We start from the raw sequence: 20,095 nt of genomic DNA, 5'->3' as shown, positions 1-20,095 counted from the left end.
TTTTTGTGTTGCATGAAAGCGATAGTTACCTTAGAATAGTATCAGTTTTTCATAGGATCTTGTAGGATTTTTTGGAAGGAGAAGGGTATAATAGAACTATCAAATCAAGTGAGGTAGAGAGATGACCGACAAACTTCAATTTCCAGATGGTTTCCTTTGGGGTGGAGCGACGGCTGCTAACCAGTGTGAGGGAGCTTATAATGAAGATGGCCGTGGCTTGGCTAATGTGGATGTGGTACCGATTGGGCCTGATCGTCATGCGATTATTACGGGTCAGAAAAAGATGTTCGACTTTGAAGAGGGCTATTTTTACCCGGCTAAAGAAGGCATTGATATGTACCATCGCTACAAGGAAGACATTGCCCTCTTTGGGGAAATGGGCTTTAAAACCTATCGCTTGTCCATTGCCTGGTCTCGGATCTTCCCAAAAGGGGATGAACTGGAGCCAAACGAAGCGGGTCTCCAATTTTATGAAGATCTCTTTAAGGAGTGCCACGAGTATGGCATTGAACCCTTGGTGACCATTACTCACTTTGACTGCCCCATGCATTTGATTACTGAGTACGGTGGCTGGCGTAGTCGCAAGATGTTGGAATGTTATGAACGTCTCTGCCGAACCCTCTTCACTCGCTATAAGGGCTTGGTCAACTACTGGCTGACCTTTAATGAAATCAATATGATCCTTCACGCGCCTTTTATGGGAGCGGGCCTTTGCTTTGAAGAAGGGGAGAATGAAGAGCAAGTCAAATACCAGGCAGCTCACCATGAGTTGGTGGCTTCAGCCATTGCCACCAAGCTAGCCCATGAGATTGATCCGAACAACAAGGTCGGCTGTATGTTGGCAGCAGGACCAAACTATCCTCATACCTGTGCTCCGCGAGATGTCTGGGCTGGTCTAGAAGAAGACCGCAAGAACTATTTCTTCATCGATGTGCAGGCGCGTGGGGAATACCCAAACTATGCTAAGAAAGAGTGGGAGCGTCAGGGAATCACGGTTGAGATGACCGAGCAGGATCTTCAATTATTGAAAGAGCATACGGTGGACTTTATTTCCTTCTCCTACTATGCTAGTCGGGTCGCTTCAGGGGATCCAGCTGAAAGGGAAAAAACAGCGGGCAATATCTTTGCCTCTCTGAAGAACCCCTACCTAGAAAGCTCGGAATGGGGTTGGCAGATTGACCCTCTTGGTCTCCGCATTACCCTCAATACCATCTGGGATCGTTATCAAAAGCCCATGTTTATCGTGGAAAATGGTCTTGGTGCAGTGGATACTCCAGATGAAAATGGCTATGTAGCTGATGATTACCGGATTAACTACCTGGCTGCCCATGTCAAGGCCATGCGAGATGCCATTAACGAAGATGGTGTTGTCCTCTGGGGCTATACGACTTGGGGCTGTATTGACCTGGTCTCTGCCGGGACTGGAGAAATGAAGAAGCGCTACGGCTTTATCTATGTCGATCGGGACAACGAAGGCAAGGGAACCTTAGCTCGTTCGCGCAAGAAATCCTTCTATTGGTACAAAGAGGTCATTGCGACCAATGGAGCATCTGTTAAATAAAAGTTTTCGTTACTTGCTGGCCGACTCTCTCCTATAAACTAAAAAGCTTAGAATTCCAACCACAAGTTGGGGTCCTAAGCTTTTTGTATGTAGCTAAGCCAATTCCTTACTGATTTACTGGTCATAATCTAAGACATTGTTTTCGATGACAAACTTAGATTCAGCGGAAATGCTGGCTTCTCCTAGTTGCAACTGCGAACTTCCGTCTGGATTTATGATGTGCCACTGACCGTCCTTGTGGGCAAAGATAGCCTGAAATGTGACGTTATCACTCTTGTGTCGAATAGGTAGAACAAATGCTTGATCAGTATTCTCTAAGAGAATCTCTTCTTTTTTTTCAAAGTTATAGATATAAAATTGCCCAGTTCTTTGTCCCAAACCATGAAGTTCATCGACTTTTTGCCAATTCTCGAACTTATTCCGAACAAGGGATTCATTATAAATCTTGTTGAAGGTTTCGTTCCGTTTCTTCGTTTCTTCCTCGTCTAGTTTTTTCTGAAACTCTGCAACCTTTTTAGTCGTTTGAATGGTTTGTCTGTTTTGCTCCCTGATTTGCTGGCGGTGGATAATTCGCATCATTCTTGCAGCAACGCCCAGGATGACGAGGATGGATACAAGGCTGATTTTAGTTTTAGCATTATTTTTCATAAACTGGTCTCCCTATTGTGTCATTGGTCCTATTATACCCTTTGAAAGAAAGGATCGTCAAGTTCATCTTGTGATGACCTAACATTCAGATCTATCTAAGTACTATGGAATTTTATCAGATTTTCATTGACGAAGGTCCCTTTATTTGATAGGCTAGAGGAATAGAAATGATTTGGAGTTCAAAGGAAAAAGGAGTGTGGCAAGTGGCACGGGTTTTATTAATCGAGGATAATAATGATATCCAAGAAATTTTATACAGTCTCTTAAGTGAAGACCATGAGGTGCTTCAGGCTTTTTCAGGTACAGAAGGGTTGCGACTCTTCCAGCAAGAAAGCATTGATTTGGTCCTTCTCGATATCATGCTTCCTGGAAAAAATGGCGATCAGGTCTTGGAGGAGATCCGTTTGCAGAGTCAAGTGCCGGTCATCATGATGACCGCTCTTGGAGACAAACACCTCATTAGCCAGTATCTCCTTGCAGGTGCTAATGATTATATCGTCAAGCCCTTTAATCTGGACGAAGTGGCAGCTCGGGTAACGGTGCAGCTGAGAAATAACAACACTCCGGCACAGGAACCTCCATCATCGAAAAAGCTGACTTTTAAAAATCTGGTCCTGAACCCAGAAACCTTTGAATTGGAGTCTGGAGAACAGACGCTTCGCTTGGGCAAAAAAGAATTTCAAATATTTGAAACCTTGCTGGCGCATCCAAAGAAGATTTTCACCAAAGAAGAATTGTATGAAGCGGTCTGGGAAGAAGTCTATCTGCCAGGAGACAATACCCTCAATGCCCAATTGAGCAATCTCCGAAAGAAAATTGCCCAATTAGATCCAGATGAGGACTATATTGAAACCGTCTGGGGCTTGGGTGTTCGCTTGAAAGGAGACCAGTAATGTGGGGATTGGTTCTAGTTCTAGTCGTCCTTGTCCTTTTCTTGGGACTGGGCTATGCTCGCTTGCTTTCTGCTCTCAAAGATTTGCAGGAGCAGATTCAACAGAAGCTCCAAAATGGGAGTGGGGTACGGTTGACCTCTCAGGTCTCAAAAAAAGAATTGGTCGCCTTGACCAAGCAGGTCAGTGATCTGTTTGAACAGATCGAGCGGACCAATCGGATTGCCTTTCAAGAGAAGAAAACCTTGGATATGGCCATCAGTAATATTGCTCACGATATCCGGACGCCTTTGACCATTGCATCGGGCTATACCCAACAAATCATCAAGGGTGGGACGCAAGAAGAGGAAAAGCTGAAGAAAATTGCTTCCAATCTTCAAGTCGTCTCAAAACGCTTGGAATCTCTCTTGGAGTACAGACGCTTGATGGAGGGAGCCATCCAGCCTCGGCTTTCAGACGTCAATCTCAGCCAAGTCCTAACCCAGCAGTTATTCCAGTATTATGATAGCTTGTCTGAGGCGGGGATTGCCTTAGAGGTAGAGTTAGAAGAGCATCTCCATTATGCTACCGATCCTGAGCTTTGGGAGCGCCTCTTGCAAAATATGCTCAGCAATGTCCTCAAGCATGGGAAGGAGCAGGCCCGTCTGACCCTGATGTCGGACGCGGACACTATTCAGGTTGAGCTACGCAATATTGTGCAACAACCGATTCAGCACTTAGACCAACTGGCTAGTCGATTCTACTCAGAAAATCTATCGGATACAGAAGAGTCTTCTGGCTTGGGTCTCTACATCATTCAAAATTTTGTAGAGATCTTAGGGGGAGACTTGCAACTGGCTACTGAGGCAGACTGGTTTATCTTAACCATTACACTAAGAAAAAAGGCTTGAGCACTGCTCAAGCCTTTTTGTTATAAATCTTTGTGTTTAAACGTAGTTAGTCCTAGGAAGCCGAAAACAAGGATGAAACCAAGGGCGATCGAGAGGGTGTTATTTGTTGCTGTCGTACTTTGGACCATGGAATATTGGAATTCCAAGTTTAGATAGTGGAGAAGATCAATATTTTTAAAGAAGAGCGCAGGAAGGCTTAAGAAGATATTTCCAATGAAGTAGCCAACGAAGGCCAAGGTGATGGATTGGCTGGCATAAAGGAGGAAGGAAATAATGCTTACCCAAGCCAGGGTGGAGAGGAACTGAATCAGCACGGTTAGTCCAAAATGAGCAAGGAAGTGCTCAGGCATGGTCCCGATTCCATTGTAGAGGGTCGCGAGAAAGAAGACAAGAGCATAAGAAACAAGGAATTGGAAGAGAGCAATGGTCAGAACAACGGCACTTTTGGCAAAGTAGTAGCTGGTGCGCGAAACGCCGTAGGCCAGACTGTTCTTGTATAAGGTTTGCGTTAAGTCTGTTCCCAGGACCAAGGTGATGACAATAATGGTAAAGAGAATGGTCACACTGATGCTGGCGGAGTAGTTGGTCAAGGCTTTAAAGCCCGTCCAAACTTCGGTTGCTTGGGGTAATTTGGATTCCGTATTGACACCGACGTGACCGGTAGCGCCAAAAATGACTCCAGACAGGATGTTGAGAACGAGAATGGCTTCTGTAATCCAAAAACCTTTGGAGCGAAAAAGTCTATAAAAATCTGCTTGAATGGTATGCAACATGATAAATCTCCTAAAATGAAATGTGTGGGATAAGTAATACAAGACGGTGCTTTGACTAGTCTACCAAGTCCGTAAAGAATTTCTCCAAATCTTGGCGGGCATAGTAGATTTCGTCCACATCAATATCTGCTTGAACGAGAGCTTTGACAATGACTTTAATATCGTGAGTTTGTCCGAAAATATGGATTTCTCCATCCTTATCGATGACTTTGATACGGTGATGGAGTTGATCTTGGATCAGTTGACTCGCAAGGGCAAGCTGGCTGGTCTTGAGGATGATGTAGTCTTCGCCTTGCTCCTCGAATTCAGCCTTGCTAATTTCTTTTATCAGGCGTCCTTGGTCGACAATGCCAAAACGATTGGCAACCAGATAGAGTTCAGAGAGGATGTGACTGGAAATGAGGATGGTCATGCCGAGTTCATCGTTGAGGCGCTTGATCATCTGACGGAATTCCTTAATTCCGACAGGATCGAGACCATTGATGGGTTCGTCCAAAATGAGGAAGTCGGGCTTGGCAATCAGCGCAATCGCAATTCCCAACCGTTGTTTCATCCCGAGTGAAAAATCGCGGAATTTCTTCTTACCCGTATTATTCAGGCCAACATAATTCAAGGTTTCTTTGATGACCTGGTCGGGATTTGGGATATGGCGAGCCTTGCAATAGTAGACTAAGTTTTGATAAGCGGTCATATGCTTGTGAGCCACAGGGCTTTCAATGACAGATCCGACCCGTTTCAGCGCTTGCGTCCACTGGGAGCGATTTGTAGAAGAAAAGAGGGAGACGCTTCCGTCAGTCTCTTGAATCAGCTGGGTGATGACCTTGATGAGGGTGGTTTTCCCAGCTCCGTTCTTACCGATGAGGCCGTAGACATCGCCTTTGCGAATGCTCAGATTCACATCATTTAAGGCGTACTGTTGACCGAATTTTTTGCTCAAGTGTTTAATTTCTAATACTTTTTCCATGGCTTCTTCTCCTTAGTACAGCTTATTTTCTAGCAAATCGAAAACGATTCCGTAGGCTTCATGCTCGTAGCTATGCTCTGTAAAATTTGTTTGACTATCGTTGAATGTGACCTCAAAGTTAAAATCGTTATGTACGAGGCTCCAGACGCTAAGAGCAATGATAGAGGCGATGGCGACAATCATTAGTTTCTTTTTCATAAGTGAACTCCTTCTTGGTTAATTTCTTTACACTCTTAGTATACAGCTTGCTTTTCAAATAACTATCAAGTAATTCTAAAATATTTCTAAAAAAAAACGGGAGTGGGACAGAACGAATTTTGACTAAAAATCGTTCGTTGTCCCACCCCCGCAAGGCTGATTAGGTCATCTTTGGAGCTTAAAAGGCGAACAAAGATGCCAATCAGCTACTGCGTCTTGCAGTTATAACTATCATATATAAGAGACTGGACACTTTATGCCCAGCCTCTGTTCCTATTTAAATTCACCGACAAACTGCTTGATGGCTTGCGCGAGTTCAAAGGGTTTCTCTGTATTGAGTAGATGGCCTCCGTCTGCGATTTCTTGATAACGACCTTTAGGCAGGAGCTTGGCCAACTTCTTAGAAGAAGATTGATTGGCCCAATCTTTGCTGCCAGAAATCACCAAGCTAGGAAGAGGGCAAGCTTTAACGGTATCGGTTAAATTGAGTCCTTTTAATTCAGTCAAGATTTGAAGCATCTGTTGTTTATTGGCGTCTTGCCTTTCAAAGAAATGCTTGGGAAGCAGACGAAAGAGGAGGATCTGGAGTCTGTAGAGGGGATTGGTGTTGAGTTTGTATTGTGTCCCTGCAAGGACCAAGCCCTTGAGCTGCGGGAAATCTTGTCTAGAGAGATCAAGGGCGAGAACACCCCCTAGTGAGAGGCCTACCAGAATAAAGGGCTCGCTCTCCTGCTGGAGGCGTTCCATCAGCCTTGCTTTGACCTCCTGATAGCTTTCGCTTGGATGAGAGAAAATATCAAAAGTTTTGGAGTGCAAGGGAGAAAGGGCATATTGGACCCCTTGCCAAGAGAGGACATCCTGCCCTAGCCCGTGTAAAAAAATCAGTTTCATTAGGAGTCCTTTCTTGTAAAATCGAGTGGATAGAGGCCACGAAGGGCATTGCAGCCATAGACTCTGTCAGCAATTTCTAAATCCTTCAGCGTCAAGAGTTTTTCTTCAACCTGCTGGTTCTCAAGAAGATGGCGGCGGTAGATTCCATCGAGGATAGGGAGATGAGCTGGTGGGGTATAGAGCTTGCCCTTGATCTCTAGGATGAGATTGCCAATGGTTGTCTCTAGCAAGGTCTCATCTTCTAAAAAGTAAATCTGCTCCCGATCTGACTGGATGAGGTGGTCTCTCTGGCTCGTTTTAAAATAGGTAAAAGGTCGGTCTAATGGAGCTGTTTGTTTTCTCAATTGGGCCTGCAGATAGCTCGCTGGCAAGTCTGTTAGCTCGGTGATCGTCAGTTGGAAGCTTCCGTTTTTCTGCAAGGCAATGCGACAACGGTAGTCAAGGCTAGGATCTACATGAGCGAGCTCTTCTTGAAGGTCGTTCAGGAGTTTTGGTTCGTCAAAAGGATAGGCAAAGTAGCGACTAGCCTCTCTCAAACGGGTCAGGTGTTGCTCTAGGAAAGTCAGCTTTCCTTGATGGATGAGACCGGTCGTCAGGAGCTCAAATCGAGGCTCTTGTCGGTAGAGGACAGCCGATTTTTGCTTGGTTTCCTGGTATTCGCCTTCCCATTTACTATCCCAAGTGATGCCACCACCAACGCCATAGATAGCTTTGGTGCCTTGCATTTGAAGGGTCCGGATGGCCACATTAAAAATCCGTTTCCCTCTTGGAAGAAGGATCCCAATCGTGCCACAGTAGACGCCTCGAGGAGCAATCTCTGTCTGTTGGATGATTTCCATAGTAGAAATCTTCGGTGCGCCTGTGATCGATCCACAAGGGAAGAGGGCTTGGAAGGCTTGGACCAGATCGACTTCGGGTCGCAAGCGGCTTTCAATGGTCGACGTCATCTGCCAAACGGTGGAGTATTGCTCGACTTGGCAGAGGCGGGTCACCTGCTCACTTCCAATTTCCGAAATCCGATTCATGTCATTGCGCAGGAGATCCACAATCATCATGTTTTCCGCCCGATTTTTGGGGTCTGCTTCTAGCCAGGCTGCCTCTTTGAGATCCGCTTGGTTGGTGAGACCGCGACGCGTCGTTCCCTTCATGGGGCGCGTGGTCAATAGACGATCTTCTTGTTCAAAAAAGAGCTCAGGACTAATGGAGAGGATGGCGACATCATCGTGTTGGATGAAGGCATTGTAATGGGCCTTCTGCTCTACCACCAAGCGATTGTAGATGGCCAAAGGATCTGCCTTTAGTTCTTGAGAAAGCTGGACGGTGTAGTTGACCTGATAGGTATCCCCCTGGCGGATGTGGTGATGGATGGTCTCGATGGCTTTTTGATAAGCAGGCGCCTCGACCTCTTCCTTCCAATTGGCTGGAAGATCCACAGCCTCGTAGTCCTCTGGGAAAGGAAGGGTCTCGACTTCCTCATGGATGGTGAAGTAGAGGAGATACTCTCCCATGAGGGGTGCAGGGTGGACGGCTAATTTTTTCTCAAAAGCAGGAGCGGCTTCATAGCTGACATAGCCAACGGCATAAAAACCAGCCTCCTGATAGGCTTCTACCTCTCTTAGAAGAGCCTCTACCCGGTCGAGGTCTCTGGTTTTTAATTCTTTTATGGGCTTGGTGAAAAGGTGTCTCAATCCAAGTTCTTTAAAATCAATAATCGTTTGTTTATGCATGCTTTGAGTATATCAAAAATAGAGGAAAAAAGGTAGATCAGGATACAAGATTCCATGCTCCGGCCTCTCTTTCATGCTAAAATAACCTTAGAATCTGCATTTTGCAAGGAGCAGGAACATGCAAAAGAATTCCCTCTACAATACTTCTAGTATTAGTCTCTTTCAATACCTTTTTGCGATTGCAGTGATTTTGGTGCATAGTGGTCGCTTAACTTCTTATGAACCAGTCCATTTTGGTTTAAAGAGCATCCTTGGACGGCTAGCGGTGCCATTTTTTATCATCTGTGCCAGCTTTTTCCTTAAGCAATCCATAAAGGATGCAAGGAAAATGAAAGCTTATCTGGTTAGAATCGTTAAAACCTATGTATTTTGGAGTTGTGTCTATCTCCCCTATGCCTGGATCTTTTTTTCTAGTCTCCAACTCCCTGTCTATCTCTTTCCAGCAGGAGTCTTGATTGCTCTAGTCTACCTGGGGATGTGCTACCAACTCTGGTATATCCCTGCTTTTCTGCTGGGCTTGTTTTTGGTCAATCAATTAGTCAAACGGCTAGGTATGGTTTGGACGGGGGTGATCACCCTTCTTCTATACTGCTGGGGCTTGATCGAAACTTATTCGTCTTATTTGGACACCACCAGTCTTCTCAAGGGTTACCAACTCTATAGCAACCTATTTTTCACAGCGCGAAATGGTCTCTTCTATACGCCTATTTTTATCTTTATGGGTTACTATCTCTATGATCATTTTGATTCACCGAGCTTTCGGGTTCACCGTTGGCAAAAAGTAGCTCTTGCCTTTGGACTCTTCTGTTTAGAAGGCATGATCATTTTTCAACATGAAGGAATTGATAAGAATTTTTTCTTTCTCCTTCCCTTTGTAACGGTCTATTTGGTCAATGCTTGCCTGAAATCGTCTTTTCTAAAAACCTATGACCTACAGTATTTAAAACAGATGAGTATGGCCCTTTACTTTTCTCATCCTATCTTTATTGAGTTGGCTCGCTACGGGTTTCGAACTCTCCCTCTTTCTTATCCAGACAGGGGAAAACTGATTTTTGTGGTAGCCCTATTTGGCAGTCATCTCTTTGGCCTCGCCATGCTGTGGGTACGAGATAGAAGGAAAATACAAAAGATTCCTTCAAATGGTGAAGAGTTAGATGAAATAACCAACCAATAGTAGGGTGTACAAACCTCAAACAGTTGTGTTTGAGTTTTTTTTGTATGGACAAATTAAGGGGGGATAAGGATTGTTAGGCTTGCTCTACCTCTTTTATAGATGTTTTATTTGATTGCCCTTGGATAGAAGGAAGGGGAAATCATTACCAGATAGTGACTTATAATATAGACATTAGTGCAAACAATGTCTATATTATTAAATATTTATTATTTAATTTGAAAAGAAATAGATATTCTAAAAAATAATTGATAAAATTAAAGGGAGGGCCTTTTTGGAAGGCTAACAAAAGTAAAGGAGATAAAACATGAAAAAGCTTAGTTTATTATGGAAAAACTTTTTGAAAAAAGGTTTTGCCATTTTAACGATTCTCATGATGCTAGGTCAAATTGGGCAAGGAGCTATTACAGCTTTTGCGAACGAGCTAGCGGTCGGAGATAGTGGGGCTCTGGATGTCACTCTCTTATATGGGGACAAACAAGATCATCCAAGTGGCATGTCTTATTATACAGGTGACACCATGTCTGGTTACATCCAGATTACCCCTAAGAATTTGACAACGGATATTAATGAGGTAACGGTTACCTTGAATATCCCTGGGAAGTACCTACGAGAAGTTAGTATTCCTGACTTCAATAGTGCTTCAGAGCATGATAAACCAACGGTTACAAAAGTTGGAGATGATTATCAAGTCACCCTTCACTTTAACAATTACCAAAAGTCAGAAGTCCTAACTCTGCCATTTATTGGAAAATTTAATATTGGTTATGCACCAACAAATTATTCATTAGATATTACGGGGACCCTGAACATCAATGGGCAAGAAACAGCGCTCAATGATATCATTTGGAAGCCTAAGTACAACGATTATCGTTTCACCAAGTACATCAACCAAAACTTGAACGAAGCCATGTCTAAGGACTATGCGGAAGCAATGCCAGGTATTGTCAAAGGTGCGGATGGTAAGAACTATATTGAAACACCAACTTCTGTCCCATTTGCCTTCCAATTGGACGGAATGCGTGGTCAATACGGTGGTCAATACCGTCAGTTAGAATCAGCAACGATCACTGATAAGTTACCAACCTATACAGACAAGAGTGGGAAGACTCGCACAGCTGTTCTTGATACAACCAAGTCTGAAGGCTGGGTAGACAATGGAGATGGTACCGTTACGAAGACTTTCAAGGCGGATGCAAACAACAATCCAGCAGCTTATCACCAAGAATTTATGACCAAAATCAAGGATACAAGTTACCTCTACTTGAAATTCCCTGATTTGGTCTTAGAAAAAGACCAAACCCTCAAGGACGTTCTTAGTAAGGATTTGACCAATACTGGTAGCATCGTAGGAATTCCTGACAACCGTGGAGAGGGAGAACCAGATATTACAGCGGAAGATTCCCTTATTTTCCGTTTGACTTCACGTGACCTTGAAGGTGCTGGAAGCTTTGCTAAACGGGCAGATGGGAATGTTTATGACTCAACCGAATACAAGGCTGCTAATTATAAATGGCTTTTAAATTTCGAAAACAATACCCCTGCACCGCAGAAGAATTTTGTTTTTTACGATGAGGCTGTGGACCCTCGCTTGAAGTTTACTAAGATCGATTATACTCGTCTGATGGAAGGAGGCTATGGTATTGGGAAGCAAATCCATACCATTGTCAAACGAATTATCCTGACCATGGAAGATGGTAGCACCAAAGAAATCCAGTCAGAAGCAGATAAAGATGGAAATGGTCTGATTGATTTGACCAAGTATGGAACTGTTGTGGGCTGGCGGATGGAAATGAAGGATGATTTTGTCCTTCAATCTGGTCAGGGAATTCGCCTCCATAGCTATACAAGCTTCAAGGATCCTGAAAAGACGCGTTACGATGAAAATGATGCAACCCAAAATGTCTACAAGAATACAGGTCGTGTGACTTATAAAACACAGTCAAACGTTGCCAAAGATCAGTCGGCAGATTGGTCCTTCAAACTCATCCCATTGAAGGAAAGTTTTGAGATTTCCAAAACGACGGATTACAACGATGTGGAATACACAGATGGGAAGACAATTCGTTTCGGTCTGGTAGCAACAAGAGTTATCCTTGATCCTGATAAGAATTATGGCGATCTTCGGGTGATCGATCTTTATGATCCCAATACTTTGGATGTCGATTTTAAAAATTTAAATCGTTCCCTTGCTTCTAGCGAGAACGGTATGAACTCCTTCAAGAGCTACGATGTCGTTGAAAACTATCGCAACTCTGGTCGCACGGCTATTGTGATGCATTTTGACCAGAAAAAGTTTATTAAAGCTTCTCTTGAAAAAAATGGTCAAATTCGTCTGCCATTCATCTATGCAAAACTAAAAGGGAAAGATGATGGTGGAACTTTTACCAATAAGCTTTATGTTGCAGGAGACGGAATCCACGATCTTGAAAATGCCAATCCTGATCGAGTTACCGAAGACGTCTATGACTTAAACGGTAATGGTTCAACAACCGATAAGATTCCTTATGCTCAATCAAATTATACGATTGTCGCAGCAGAAGGGATTTATGCCCGCAAATACATCGCTAAAAATGATGATCTATCCGATGCATCTACTGTTACTCGTACCTTCAAACCTGGTGAAACCTTTAACTACAAGATCACCATTAAAAACAATACAGATAAGCCAGTCGAAGACGGAGTTGTTTACGATGCCCTACCAAAAGTACACGATGTCAATACCCTAGATGGTTCAAATCGTTTGACTGAATATACGGTTAGCCTCCGTGGACCTGTATCTGCCCCTGAAGGCTGGACAGTCTACTACACGACAGACTCTAGCGTCACAAGTGACACTATGGAGCAGGCAGCAGATAAGGATATCTGGACGACAGCTGTAGCAGATTACAGTCAAGTGACGGGTATCAAGTTTGTGGCGGATAAAGGAACGACGATCCCAGCACGTAGCGAAGCAAACTTTGGTGTCCCAGTTGTTAATCCAACGGAGTTGACCAAAGACGTCAAAGACTTGATGCAAAAACGCACCAAAGATAATGAAGACAACGGTGGTCGTTCAGGTGTAGTCCAAGCCCATAACCAATTTGGTTACAAGGCCAAAGGCCACGAAGGAAACCGTGAATCGAATACCGTATCCGCACAAATCTTCTCAGCTGCTTTCCAAGTCAAGAAAGTGGATAAGGACAATCCGAAGGAAGTCCTTGAAGGTGCTACATTCACCTTAACAGATGCAAATGGAGCTGTTGTTGCGACGGCAACTTCTGATAAGAATGGAGAACTTTCCTTTAACACCTTAACAGAAGGAAACTATACGCTCAAAGAAACCAAAGCACCTGAAAATTACAAGTTGGATGAAACAGAACATGCAGTGGTTGTGACCTATGATGCAGACAAGCAAATCTACCACGTCACGGTGGATGGAAAAGCTGTTGGCTCAAAAGCTCTTCCTTTAGAAATCGCGAATGAAGCAGATATCAAGTATATTGATCTTGAAGCTTCAAAAGTTTGGGATGACCAAGACAACCAAGAAGGGCTTCGCCCAGAAAGTGTGGAATTCCAACTCTACAAGAATGGAAAAGCGCAAGGAAAACCAGTCACGGTCTCAGCTGCAACAGACTGGAAAGCTCACTTTACGAACCTTCCAGATAAAGACAGTGATGGCAAGCTCATCACCTACACTATCAAAGAAGTGAAAGTTCCGACTCATTATACGGCCGATACAGAAGAAGCCAGCTTTACTGATGGAAAAGCAACCATCACCAATAAACGCACTCCTGAGACAACGACAGTTACCGTCAAGAAAGTCTGGGATGATGCCGATAATCAAGATGGTCTTCGTCCTACAACTATCAAAGTTCACCTCTTAGCCAATGGAAAAGAAGTGCAATCAATCGATCTTGCTGGTCAAGGAAATGAATGGACGCATACTTTCACAGACCTACCAGTCTACAAAGATGGCCAAAAAGTTGTCTACACAGTGACAGAAGACAAGGTGGATAATTACACCACTAAGATTGATGGAACAACGATCACCAATAGCTACAAACCTGGTAAGACAAGCCTCACCGTTACCAAAAACTGGGAAGATGCCAATAACCAAGATGGCCTCCGTCCAAAAACGATTAAGGTTCAATTGTATGCTGGGGATGAAAAAGTTGGTCAAGCTGTTGAATTGTCAGCAGATAACAAATGGACCCATACCTTCTCAAACCTAGACGAGAAGAAAGCTGGCCAAGTTATCAACTATACCGTCAAAGAAATCGATGTCCCAGAAGGCTACACCCAAGCAGTCGAAGCAACGAATCCAGGCCAAGTAGTCGTGACCAATACGCACGCTCCAGAAAAGACCAAGGTAGAAGTGAGCAAGAAGTGGGAAGATGCTGATAACCAAGATGGTCTACGCCCAGCCAGCATTCAAGTTCAATTATACAAAGATGGCGTTCCTACTGACCAAGTATTAGAACTTTCTGCAGCGAATGATTGGAAAGGCGCGTTTGAAAACCTTGATGCCAAGGCTGCTGGAAAAGCCATTAGGTATACGGTTAAAGAAGTAGCTGTTCCAGATGGTTACAAGGTGACGGTAAATGATAAGGACAAGGCTAATGTTGTCTTGTCCAACACGCATGAACCAGCTCTTACAGAGATGAAAGTCACTAAGAAGTGGGATGATGCCAATGACCAAGATGGCCTCCGTCCAAAATCAATTCAGGTTCAACTCTATGCTGGTGATGAAAAAGTAGGAGATCCAGTTGAATTATCAGCGGACAATAAGTGGACCCACACCTTCAGCAAGTTGCCTGAAAAGAAAGCTGGCCAAGCCATTAGCTACCGTGTGGAAGAAGTGGCTGTTCCTGAAGACTACCAAGTAACTGCTGATACCTCTGATCCTGCTCACACGATCTTGACCAATACGCATACGCCAGCGGTGATCGATATTCCAGTGACCAAGATTTGGAATGACCAAAACAATCAAGATGGTCTTCGCCCAGCAAGTATCGTGGTAAATCTTCTAGCCAATGGTGAAAAAGTTGCCCAAAAAGAACTCACCAATGCGGCAGATTGGAAAGAGAACTTCACAGGTCTTCCAAAATTCAAGGATGGTAAAGAAATCGTCTATACAATTCAAGAAGAGAAAGTAGCTGAATATACAACTGCGATCGATCAAGCTGCTTATACCATCACCAACACCCATGCACCTGGTAAGACAAGCATCACTGTTACCAAGAAGTGGGATGATGAGAATGACAAGGATGGTCTTCGTCCGAAGAACATTCATGTTCAGCTCTATGCCAATGATCAAAGAGTTGGCCAAGAAATAGAATTATCAGCTGAAAACAAGTGGACCCATACCTTTGCAGATTTGGATGAAAAAGCAAATGGAAACACAATCACTTATACAGTGAGAGAAGTCAGTGTTCCAAAGGGCTATGAAGCTCGTAATGACGGGGATGGTAAAGGAAATGTGGTGATTACAAACAAGCATGTTCCAAAAGAAAATCCGAAACAACCAACTCCGCCAAGTTCATCTGAACCAAAGAAACCGGGTCAACCTGAACCTAAAAAACCAAGCCAACCAGAGCCGAAGAAACCAGGCAAAATCTTAGGATTCTTACCAAATACGGGTACGACGATCTCCATTATTAGCCTTGTTTTAGCCTTTGTTTTGGCAAGTATCGCTGCTTATATTTTGAAGAAAAAGAAAAAATAAGCTAGTCTAAAATGAAGCAAACACCAGAAATGGTGTTTGTTTTTGTTCTTCTGGCCTTAAATGATCGGATGATGGGGGTTACAACCCTTTCAATTAGGATTAGGGGAGTAGTTGAAATCCATTTTCCGAACGTTTTCAAGAAAAAATCAGAAAATTCTTGACATCTGATGAAATCGGCGTATGATTAGTTGTGAACTGTTGAACAATCATTTTCAATATAGTTCCTAATGTCGACTAAGGGATCTGTGAAAGGGGAGGCAGTTTAAAACAAAAATCTATAGAGCGTTGCGTCCGAAAGTCTAAACAGACACGGCTCTTTAAAAACAAAAGGAGAAAAAATGAATACTTATTTCCAAAAGAAACTCGCAAATGCCAAATTGACTCTTGGTGAGATGTCAGGTGGTTATCACAGGATGGTTGCCGGGATGAAGAAGCTTGGCTTTCTTGGGAGCTTAAAAGCAATCTGGGAAGACCTCTTTGCCCATAGAAGTCTTGGAGCCTGGATCTACCTCCTGGTGTTGGGGAGTTTCCCACTGTGGTTGGAGCTTATATACGAGCACCGCATAGTAGATTGGACAGGGATGATTTGTAGTTTAACAGGGATTATCTGTGTGATCTTCGTATCGGAAGGTCGTGCTAGTAACTATCTCTTCGGTTTGATCAATTCTATTATCTATCTGATATTGGCCCTACAAAAAGGCTTTTATGGTGAGGTTTTGACAACCCTATACTTCACAGTCATGCAGCCGATTGGCCTTTTGGTATGGATTTATCAAGCTCAATTCAAAAATGAACAACAAGAATTTGTTGCCCGTAAATTAGATAAGGTCGGATGGACCAAGTATCTATCTATTAGCGTGCTTTGGTGGTTAGTTTTCGGGCTTATTTATCAGTCAATTGGGGCCAATCGTCCGTATCGGGATTCCATTACGGATGCAACAAATGGGGTCGGCCAACTCTTAATGACAGCTGTTTACCGTGAACAGTGGATTTTCTGGGCAGCGACCAACGTTTTCTCTATCTACCTTTGGTGGGGAGAGAGCCTTCAAATTCAAGGGAAATACTTCATTTACTTAATCAACAGTCTAGTTGGTTGGTACCAATGGAGCAAGGCAGCTAAGAAAGCTTAATAACCGTTTGAATTAATTTATCAAGAGGACCGAGAGGTCCTCTTTGTTTGAAAAATCGAGCTCTATTTGTGATATACTAGAGTAGTTTTTGAGACTTGAAAATAATGGGTTTTCTAGTTCAAATTTATAAAAAGAAAAGGAGAGAACATGGATATCTTTCTTAAGAGCATATCGGGGATTCTGGTCATTCTGGGGATGATATTAGTGGGCTTTGTCATAGGTGAAAAAGGCTGGTTTGATGACAAGTCACGTGGTTTGATCGCAAAATTAGTTACTCAAATCGCTCTGCCCTGCTATATGCTTTATACCATTACACAGCGTTTTACAGCGGCTGACCTCCTAAAAATGTTGCCAGCATTGCGGTTTCCTGCCCTGTCTATGGTCGTTTTGCTTGGAATAGCGACAGCAGTAGCCAGGATCTTTGCAGTGAGACAGGACCGCCGTGGCCTCTTTATTTCCATGTTCTTTAACTCCAATACGATTTTTGTGGGGCTCCCCATTAACCAAGCCCTCTTCGGGGATGCTAGTATTCCTTATGTTTTGATCTATTACATGTGTAATACGACCTTTTTCTGGACTTTGGGGACCTACTTGATCCAGCGGGATGGCGAAGGAGAAGCTCAGTTTGATCTCAAAACGAGTGTGAAAAAAGTCTTTTCACCTCCTCTGATGGGCTTCATCTTGGGACTAGTCATGGTGATACTGCAGATAAAGCTCCCTGCATTTCTAGCCAGTGATTTGCAGTATCTGGGCAATTTAACAACCCCCTTATCCATGATTTTCATCGGTTTGTCGGTATCTCATGTAGGCGTGAAGCAGTTGGTGCTTGGAAAAGATCAGCTCCTCATTCTACTAGGACGCTTCGTGGTTGCTCCACTCCTAATGGCGACCATTGTTTACTGGGCCCCTCTTCCAAGCTTGATGAAGCAAGTCTTTATCATCCAGTCCGCTATGCCAGTGATGACCAATGCCCCGGTCGTTGCCAGACTCTACGGAGCTGATAGTGATTACGCAGCGGTCATGGTGACAGAGACGACCCTTGCTACCATGGTGGTCATTCCGATACTCATGGTGTTGATGGCTTGATCGTTTTAAAAAAAGTGAAGCAAAAGTCTTGCTTTTCTTTTTATTTGTGTTATACTTGTTCTTGCATCAGATACAAGTCATCTAAAGGAGTTTATATGGATACGAAATTTTCAGTAGCCTTGCACATCCTAACCATGATTAGTGAGAGTAAGGAAAACCTAAGTTCACAAGCTCTGGCTGAGAGCGTTGGGACTAACGCTAGTTATATTCGTAAGGTGATTGCCTTATTGAAAAATGCTGGACTAATCCAGTCTCATCAAGGAAAAACAGGCTATCAACTCAGTAAGTCCCCAAAGGAAGTGAACTTACTTAACATTTATTTTGCGACACAAGAAGTCAGCCACATCAGCTTATTTCCTGTTCACCAAAATAGCAATCCCGATTGTCCCGTTGGAAAACATATCCAGGCTGCCGTTTCGCCACTATTTACTAGCGCTGAAGCTCAACTTGAGAAGGAATTAGCCCAGCAAACCTTAGAAGAAGTCATTAACAATCTTTATAAAGAAGCCAAACAAAAACGAAACTGATTTGCATGCAGATCAGTTTTAAAAAGACTAAACTTGTATCTTAATCAGATACAACAAAAAATAGAAAAGAGAAGACAATGAAAGCCGCACAACATACATCATACAACAAAAAGAATATCACACTGAACATCACAGAAATCGCTACACCAAGTATCACAGACAAAGAAGTTTTGGTCAAAGTTACCGCTGCTGGTGTTAATCCTCTGGATAATATGATTTCCCGAGGAGAAGTCAAGATGATCGTCCCTTACAAACTCCCACAAACTGCTGGAAATGAAGTGGTCGGTATCATTGAAGAGACCGGTAGACAAGTCAAAAATCTCAAAGTTGGAGACCGAGTTTTTGGACGTTTACCACTTGATCATATTGGTGCCTTTGCAGAGTACGTAGCCGTCGATAATCAGGCTCTAGCCAAGGTTCCAGACTATTTGTCTGACGAGGAAGCCGCTGCTGTGCCTTTGACTGCCTTAACCATTATGCAAGCCTTAGAACTCATGGGAGCTCAAGCTGGCAAGACGATCTTTATCTCTGGTGGTACTGGAGGTGTCGGTGGAATGGCCATTCCAATTGCCAAGGCCAAGGGCTTGACAGTCATTACCAATGGGGCTGGAGATAGTGCTGAGCGAGTTTTGAAGCTAGGAGCAGACCGCTTTATCGATTACAAAACAGAGGATTATGCAAAAACTGTTAGCCAGGTTGATTATGTCCTCGATACCCTTGGTGGCGCTGAGACTGAAAAACAAATGTCTATCATGAAAAAAGGTGGTCAGCTTGTTTCCCTCCGTGCTATGCCAAATGGTGACTTTGCCAAACGCATGAACCTGCCAAAATGGAAACAGATGATTCTTGGATTAGCCGGTCGCAAATTTGATAAGATGGCTGACAAATACGGCGTTCACTACCATTTTATCTTTGTAGAAAGCAATGGTGCTCAATTACAAGAGGTAGCTGACCTCTTTAGCAAACTCGAAATCAAGCCCTCTATCGATACAGTCTATCCATTTGAAGAGGTGAATAGCGCCTTAGACAAGGTCGCTAATGGGCGCTCACGTGGAAAAACAGTCCTCAGCTTTAAGAAATAAAAAGGAAAAGACAATGTCATATCTTACAACTAAAAATCAATACATCACTGTCCAAGGAAATCAAATTGCCTATCGCGAACTCAGCAAAGGCAAATCAAAACTACCTCCTCTGATGCTAGTCCATTTGGCAGCAACCCTCGACAACTGGGATCCAAAACTCTTGGAATTGATTGCTGAAAAACACCATGTGATTGTGGTCGACCTTCCTGGTGTGGGAGCCAGTCAAGGCAAAGTGGCGCCAACCATTCCTGGAATGGCTGAGCAGACAATTGCCTTTGTAAAAGCCCTTGGTTACGATAAAATCAATCTCCTTGGTCTTTCTATGGGAGGCATGATTGCTCAAGAAATGGTCCGAATCAAGCCTGATTTGGTCAACCGTCTCATCTTGGCAGGAACAGGACCTCGAGGAGGAAAAGAGGTCGATAAGGTTACAGGGAAAACCTTTAACTATATGTTTAAAGCTGGACTCGAGCGCATCGATCCTAAACGCTATATCTTCTATAAACATGATGAACAAGGAAAAATCGAAGCCTTGAAAGTTCTCGGACGAATGGGAATGCGAACCAAGGAATTTGCGGACAAAGACATGAGTGTGCCTGGTTTCTTGACTCAACTCAAAGCTATTAAACGTTGGGGGAAAGATTCTCAAGACGACCTAAGATTAATCACCCAACCAACCTTAATCGTCAACGGAGACAAGGATATGCAGGTTCCAACGGAAAATTCTTATGATATGCATGAGAAAATAAAAGATAGTAAACTCATCATCTATCCACATGCTGGTCACGGTTCGATCTTCCAATATGCAGAGGAGTTTTCAAAAGAACTCATTGCTTTCTTGGAGGACTAA

16 protein-coding genes are annotated in these 20,095 nt (G+C 43.5%); 10 read left to right on the top strand and 6 right to left on the bottom strand.

Going from position 1 to position 20,095, the window contains the following annotated elements; genetic code table 11:
• Positions 1-121: 121 nt before the first annotated feature.
• Positions 122-1,561 carry a 6-phospho-beta-glucosidase gene (locus tag HMPREF9186_RS04610; protein ID WP_009731648.1) on the top strand — a complete coding sequence of 480 codons (1,440 nt, stop codon included), beginning with the start codon at positions 122-124 and terminating at the stop codon, positions 1,559-1,561.
• 114 nt (positions 1,562-1,675) lie between these two features.
• Here HMPREF9186_RS04610 and HMPREF9186_RS04605 read toward each other — a convergent pair whose 3' ends face one another.
• Positions 1,676-2,209 (bottom strand): hypothetical protein, encoded by a 534-nt coding sequence (locus tag HMPREF9186_RS04605; protein ID WP_009731647.1) that lies wholly within the window; start codon positions 2,207-2,209, stop codon positions 1,676-1,678.
• 203 nt (positions 2,210-2,412) lie between these two features.
• Here HMPREF9186_RS04605 and HMPREF9186_RS04600 point away from each other — a divergent pair, with 203 nt between their 5' ends.
• A complete protein-coding gene (locus HMPREF9186_RS04600) occupies positions 2,413-3,102 on the top strand; it encodes a response regulator transcription factor (protein ID WP_037614048.1) in 690 nt (229 codons plus the stop codon).
• A complete protein-coding gene (locus tag HMPREF9186_RS04595) occupies positions 3,102-3,989 on the top strand; it encodes a sensor histidine kinase (RefSeq protein WP_009731645.1) in 888 nt (295 codons plus the stop codon). Before HMPREF9186_RS04600 ends, HMPREF9186_RS04595 begins: the two co-directional genes overlap by 1 nt.
• Before the next feature lie 20 nt (positions 3,990-4,009).
• Here HMPREF9186_RS04595 and HMPREF9186_RS04590 read toward each other — a convergent pair whose 3' ends face one another.
• The 5 genes from HMPREF9186_RS04590 to pabB form a co-directional block, all read right to left on the bottom strand.
• Positions 4,010-4,762, bottom strand: coding sequence for an ABC transporter permease (locus HMPREF9186_RS04590; protein WP_009731644.1), 753 nt, complete (start codon positions 4,760-4,762; stop codon positions 4,010-4,012).
• Between the two features lie 55 nt (positions 4,763-4,817).
• Complete coding sequence (locus HMPREF9186_RS04585) at positions 4,818-5,726, bottom strand: ABC transporter ATP-binding protein (RefSeq protein ID WP_009731643.1); 909 nt, start codon at positions 5,724-5,726, stop codon at positions 4,818-4,820.
• 12 nt (positions 5,727-5,738) lie between these two features.
• Positions 5,739-5,924 carry a hypothetical protein gene (locus HMPREF9186_RS04580; protein WP_009731642.1) on the bottom strand — a complete coding sequence of 62 codons (186 nt, stop codon included), beginning with the start codon at positions 5,922-5,924 and terminating at the stop codon, positions 5,739-5,741.
• A 273-nt stretch (positions 5,925-6,197) separates the two neighbouring features.
• On the bottom strand, positions 6,198-6,815 hold the full coding sequence (locus HMPREF9186_RS04575) for an alpha/beta fold hydrolase (RefSeq protein WP_009731641.1): 618 nt from the start codon (positions 6,813-6,815) through the stop codon (positions 6,198-6,200).
• Positions 6,815-8,542: an aminodeoxychorismate synthase component I gene (gene pabB / locus HMPREF9186_RS04570; RefSeq protein WP_009731640.1), complete on the bottom strand. Its 1,728-nt coding sequence runs from the start codon at positions 8,540-8,542 to the stop codon at positions 6,815-6,817. The genes HMPREF9186_RS04575 and pabB overlap by 1 nt, the downstream gene beginning before the upstream one ends.
• Positions 8,543-8,660: 118 nt before the next feature.
• Here pabB and HMPREF9186_RS04565 point away from each other — a divergent pair, with 118 nt between their 5' ends.
• The 7 genes from HMPREF9186_RS04565 to HMPREF9186_RS04535 all read left to right on the top strand — a co-directional run bounded on the left by HMPREF9186_RS04565 (position 8,661) and on the right by HMPREF9186_RS04535 (position 20,095).
• Complete coding sequence (locus HMPREF9186_RS04565; RefSeq protein ID WP_009731639.1) at positions 8,661-9,716, top strand: acyltransferase family protein; 1,056 nt, start codon at positions 8,661-8,663, stop codon at positions 9,714-9,716.
• Positions 9,717-10,020: 304 nt separating this feature from the next.
• Positions 10,021-15,420: a Cna B-type domain-containing protein gene (locus HMPREF9186_RS04560; protein ID WP_009731638.1), complete on the top strand. Its 5,400-nt coding sequence runs from the start codon at positions 10,021-10,023 to the stop codon at positions 15,418-15,420.
• 338 nt (positions 15,421-15,758) lie between these two features.
• A complete protein-coding gene (gene pnuC / locus HMPREF9186_RS04555; protein WP_009731637.1) occupies positions 15,759-16,550 on the top strand; it encodes a nicotinamide riboside transporter PnuC in 792 nt (263 codons plus the stop codon).
• Between the two features lie 147 nt (positions 16,551-16,697).
• On the top strand, positions 16,698-17,636 hold the full coding sequence (locus tag HMPREF9186_RS04550) for an AEC family transporter (RefSeq protein ID WP_009731636.1): 939 nt from the start codon (positions 16,698-16,700) through the stop codon (positions 17,634-17,636).
• Between the two features lie 95 nt (positions 17,637-17,731).
• The gene (locus tag HMPREF9186_RS04545) at positions 17,732-18,163 is read left to right on the top strand and encodes an Rrf2 family transcriptional regulator (RefSeq protein WP_009731635.1); all 432 of its coding nucleotides are present in this window, start codon (positions 17,732-17,734) and stop codon (positions 18,161-18,163) included.
• 77 nt (positions 18,164-18,240) lie between these two features.
• Entirely contained in the window at positions 18,241-19,245 is a 1,005-nt protein-coding gene (locus HMPREF9186_RS04540; protein ID WP_009731634.1) for an NADP-dependent oxidoreductase, read from the top strand.
• A gap of 13 nt (positions 19,246-19,258) precedes the next feature.
• Entirely contained in the window at positions 19,259-20,095 is an 837-nt protein-coding gene (locus HMPREF9186_RS04535; RefSeq protein ID WP_009731633.1) for an alpha/beta fold hydrolase, read from the top strand.

The organism is Streptococcus sp. F0442 (genome assembly GCF_000314795.2).
Taxonomy (GTDB): domain Bacteria; phylum Bacillota; class Bacilli; order Lactobacillales; family Streptococcaceae; genus Streptococcus.
The sequence above is the reverse complement of the archived record's forward strand: the minus strand, read 5'-3'. Positions and strand labels throughout refer to the sequence as shown.

What these genes read in the sequence shown, in the direction of transcription:
- HMPREF9186_RS04610 (WP_009731648.1), top strand. Translation starts at nt 122, where the DNA reads ATGACCGACAAACTTCAATTTCCAGATGGTTTCCTTTGGGGTGGAGCG.
- HMPREF9186_RS04605 (WP_009731647.1), bottom strand. Translation starts at nt 2,209, where the DNA reads ATGAAAAATAATGCTAAAACTAAAATCAGCCTTGTATCCATCCTCGTC.
- HMPREF9186_RS04595 (WP_009731645.1), top strand. Translation starts at nt 3,102, where the DNA reads ATGTGGGGATTGGTTCTAGTTCTAGTCGTCCTTGTCCTTTTCTTGGGA.
- HMPREF9186_RS04590 (WP_009731644.1), bottom strand. Translation starts at nt 4,762, where the DNA reads ATGTTGCATACCATTCAAGCAGATTTTTATAGACTTTTTCGCTCCAAA.
- HMPREF9186_RS04585 (WP_009731643.1), bottom strand. Translation starts at nt 5,726, where the DNA reads ATGGAAAAAGTATTAGAAATTAAACACTTGAGCAAAAAATTCGGTCAA.
- HMPREF9186_RS04580 (WP_009731642.1), bottom strand. Translation starts at nt 5,924, where the DNA reads ATGAAAAAGAAACTAATGATTGTCGCCATCGCCTCTATCATTGCTCTT.
- HMPREF9186_RS04575 (WP_009731641.1), bottom strand. Translation starts at nt 6,815, where the DNA reads ATGAAACTGATTTTTTTACACGGGCTAGGGCAGGATGTCCTCTCTTGG.
- pabB (WP_009731640.1), bottom strand. Translation starts at nt 8,542, where the DNA reads ATGCATAAACAAACGATTATTGATTTTAAAGAACTTGGATTGAGACAC.
- HMPREF9186_RS04565 (WP_009731639.1), top strand. Translation starts at nt 8,661, where the DNA reads ATGCAAAAGAATTCCCTCTACAATACTTCTAGTATTAGTCTCTTTCAA.
- HMPREF9186_RS04560 (WP_009731638.1), top strand. Translation starts at nt 10,021, where the DNA reads ATGAAAAAGCTTAGTTTATTATGGAAAAACTTTTTGAAAAAAGGTTTT.
- pnuC (WP_009731637.1), top strand. Translation starts at nt 15,759, where the DNA reads ATGAATACTTATTTCCAAAAGAAACTCGCAAATGCCAAATTGACTCTT.
- HMPREF9186_RS04550 (WP_009731636.1), top strand. Translation starts at nt 16,698, where the DNA reads ATGGATATCTTTCTTAAGAGCATATCGGGGATTCTGGTCATTCTGGGG.
- HMPREF9186_RS04545 (WP_009731635.1), top strand. Translation starts at nt 17,732, where the DNA reads ATGGATACGAAATTTTCAGTAGCCTTGCACATCCTAACCATGATTAGT.
- HMPREF9186_RS04540 (WP_009731634.1), top strand. Translation starts at nt 18,241, where the DNA reads ATGAAAGCCGCACAACATACATCATACAACAAAAAGAATATCACACTG.
- HMPREF9186_RS04535 (WP_009731633.1), top strand. Translation starts at nt 19,259, where the DNA reads ATGTCATATCTTACAACTAAAAATCAATACATCACTGTCCAAGGAAAT.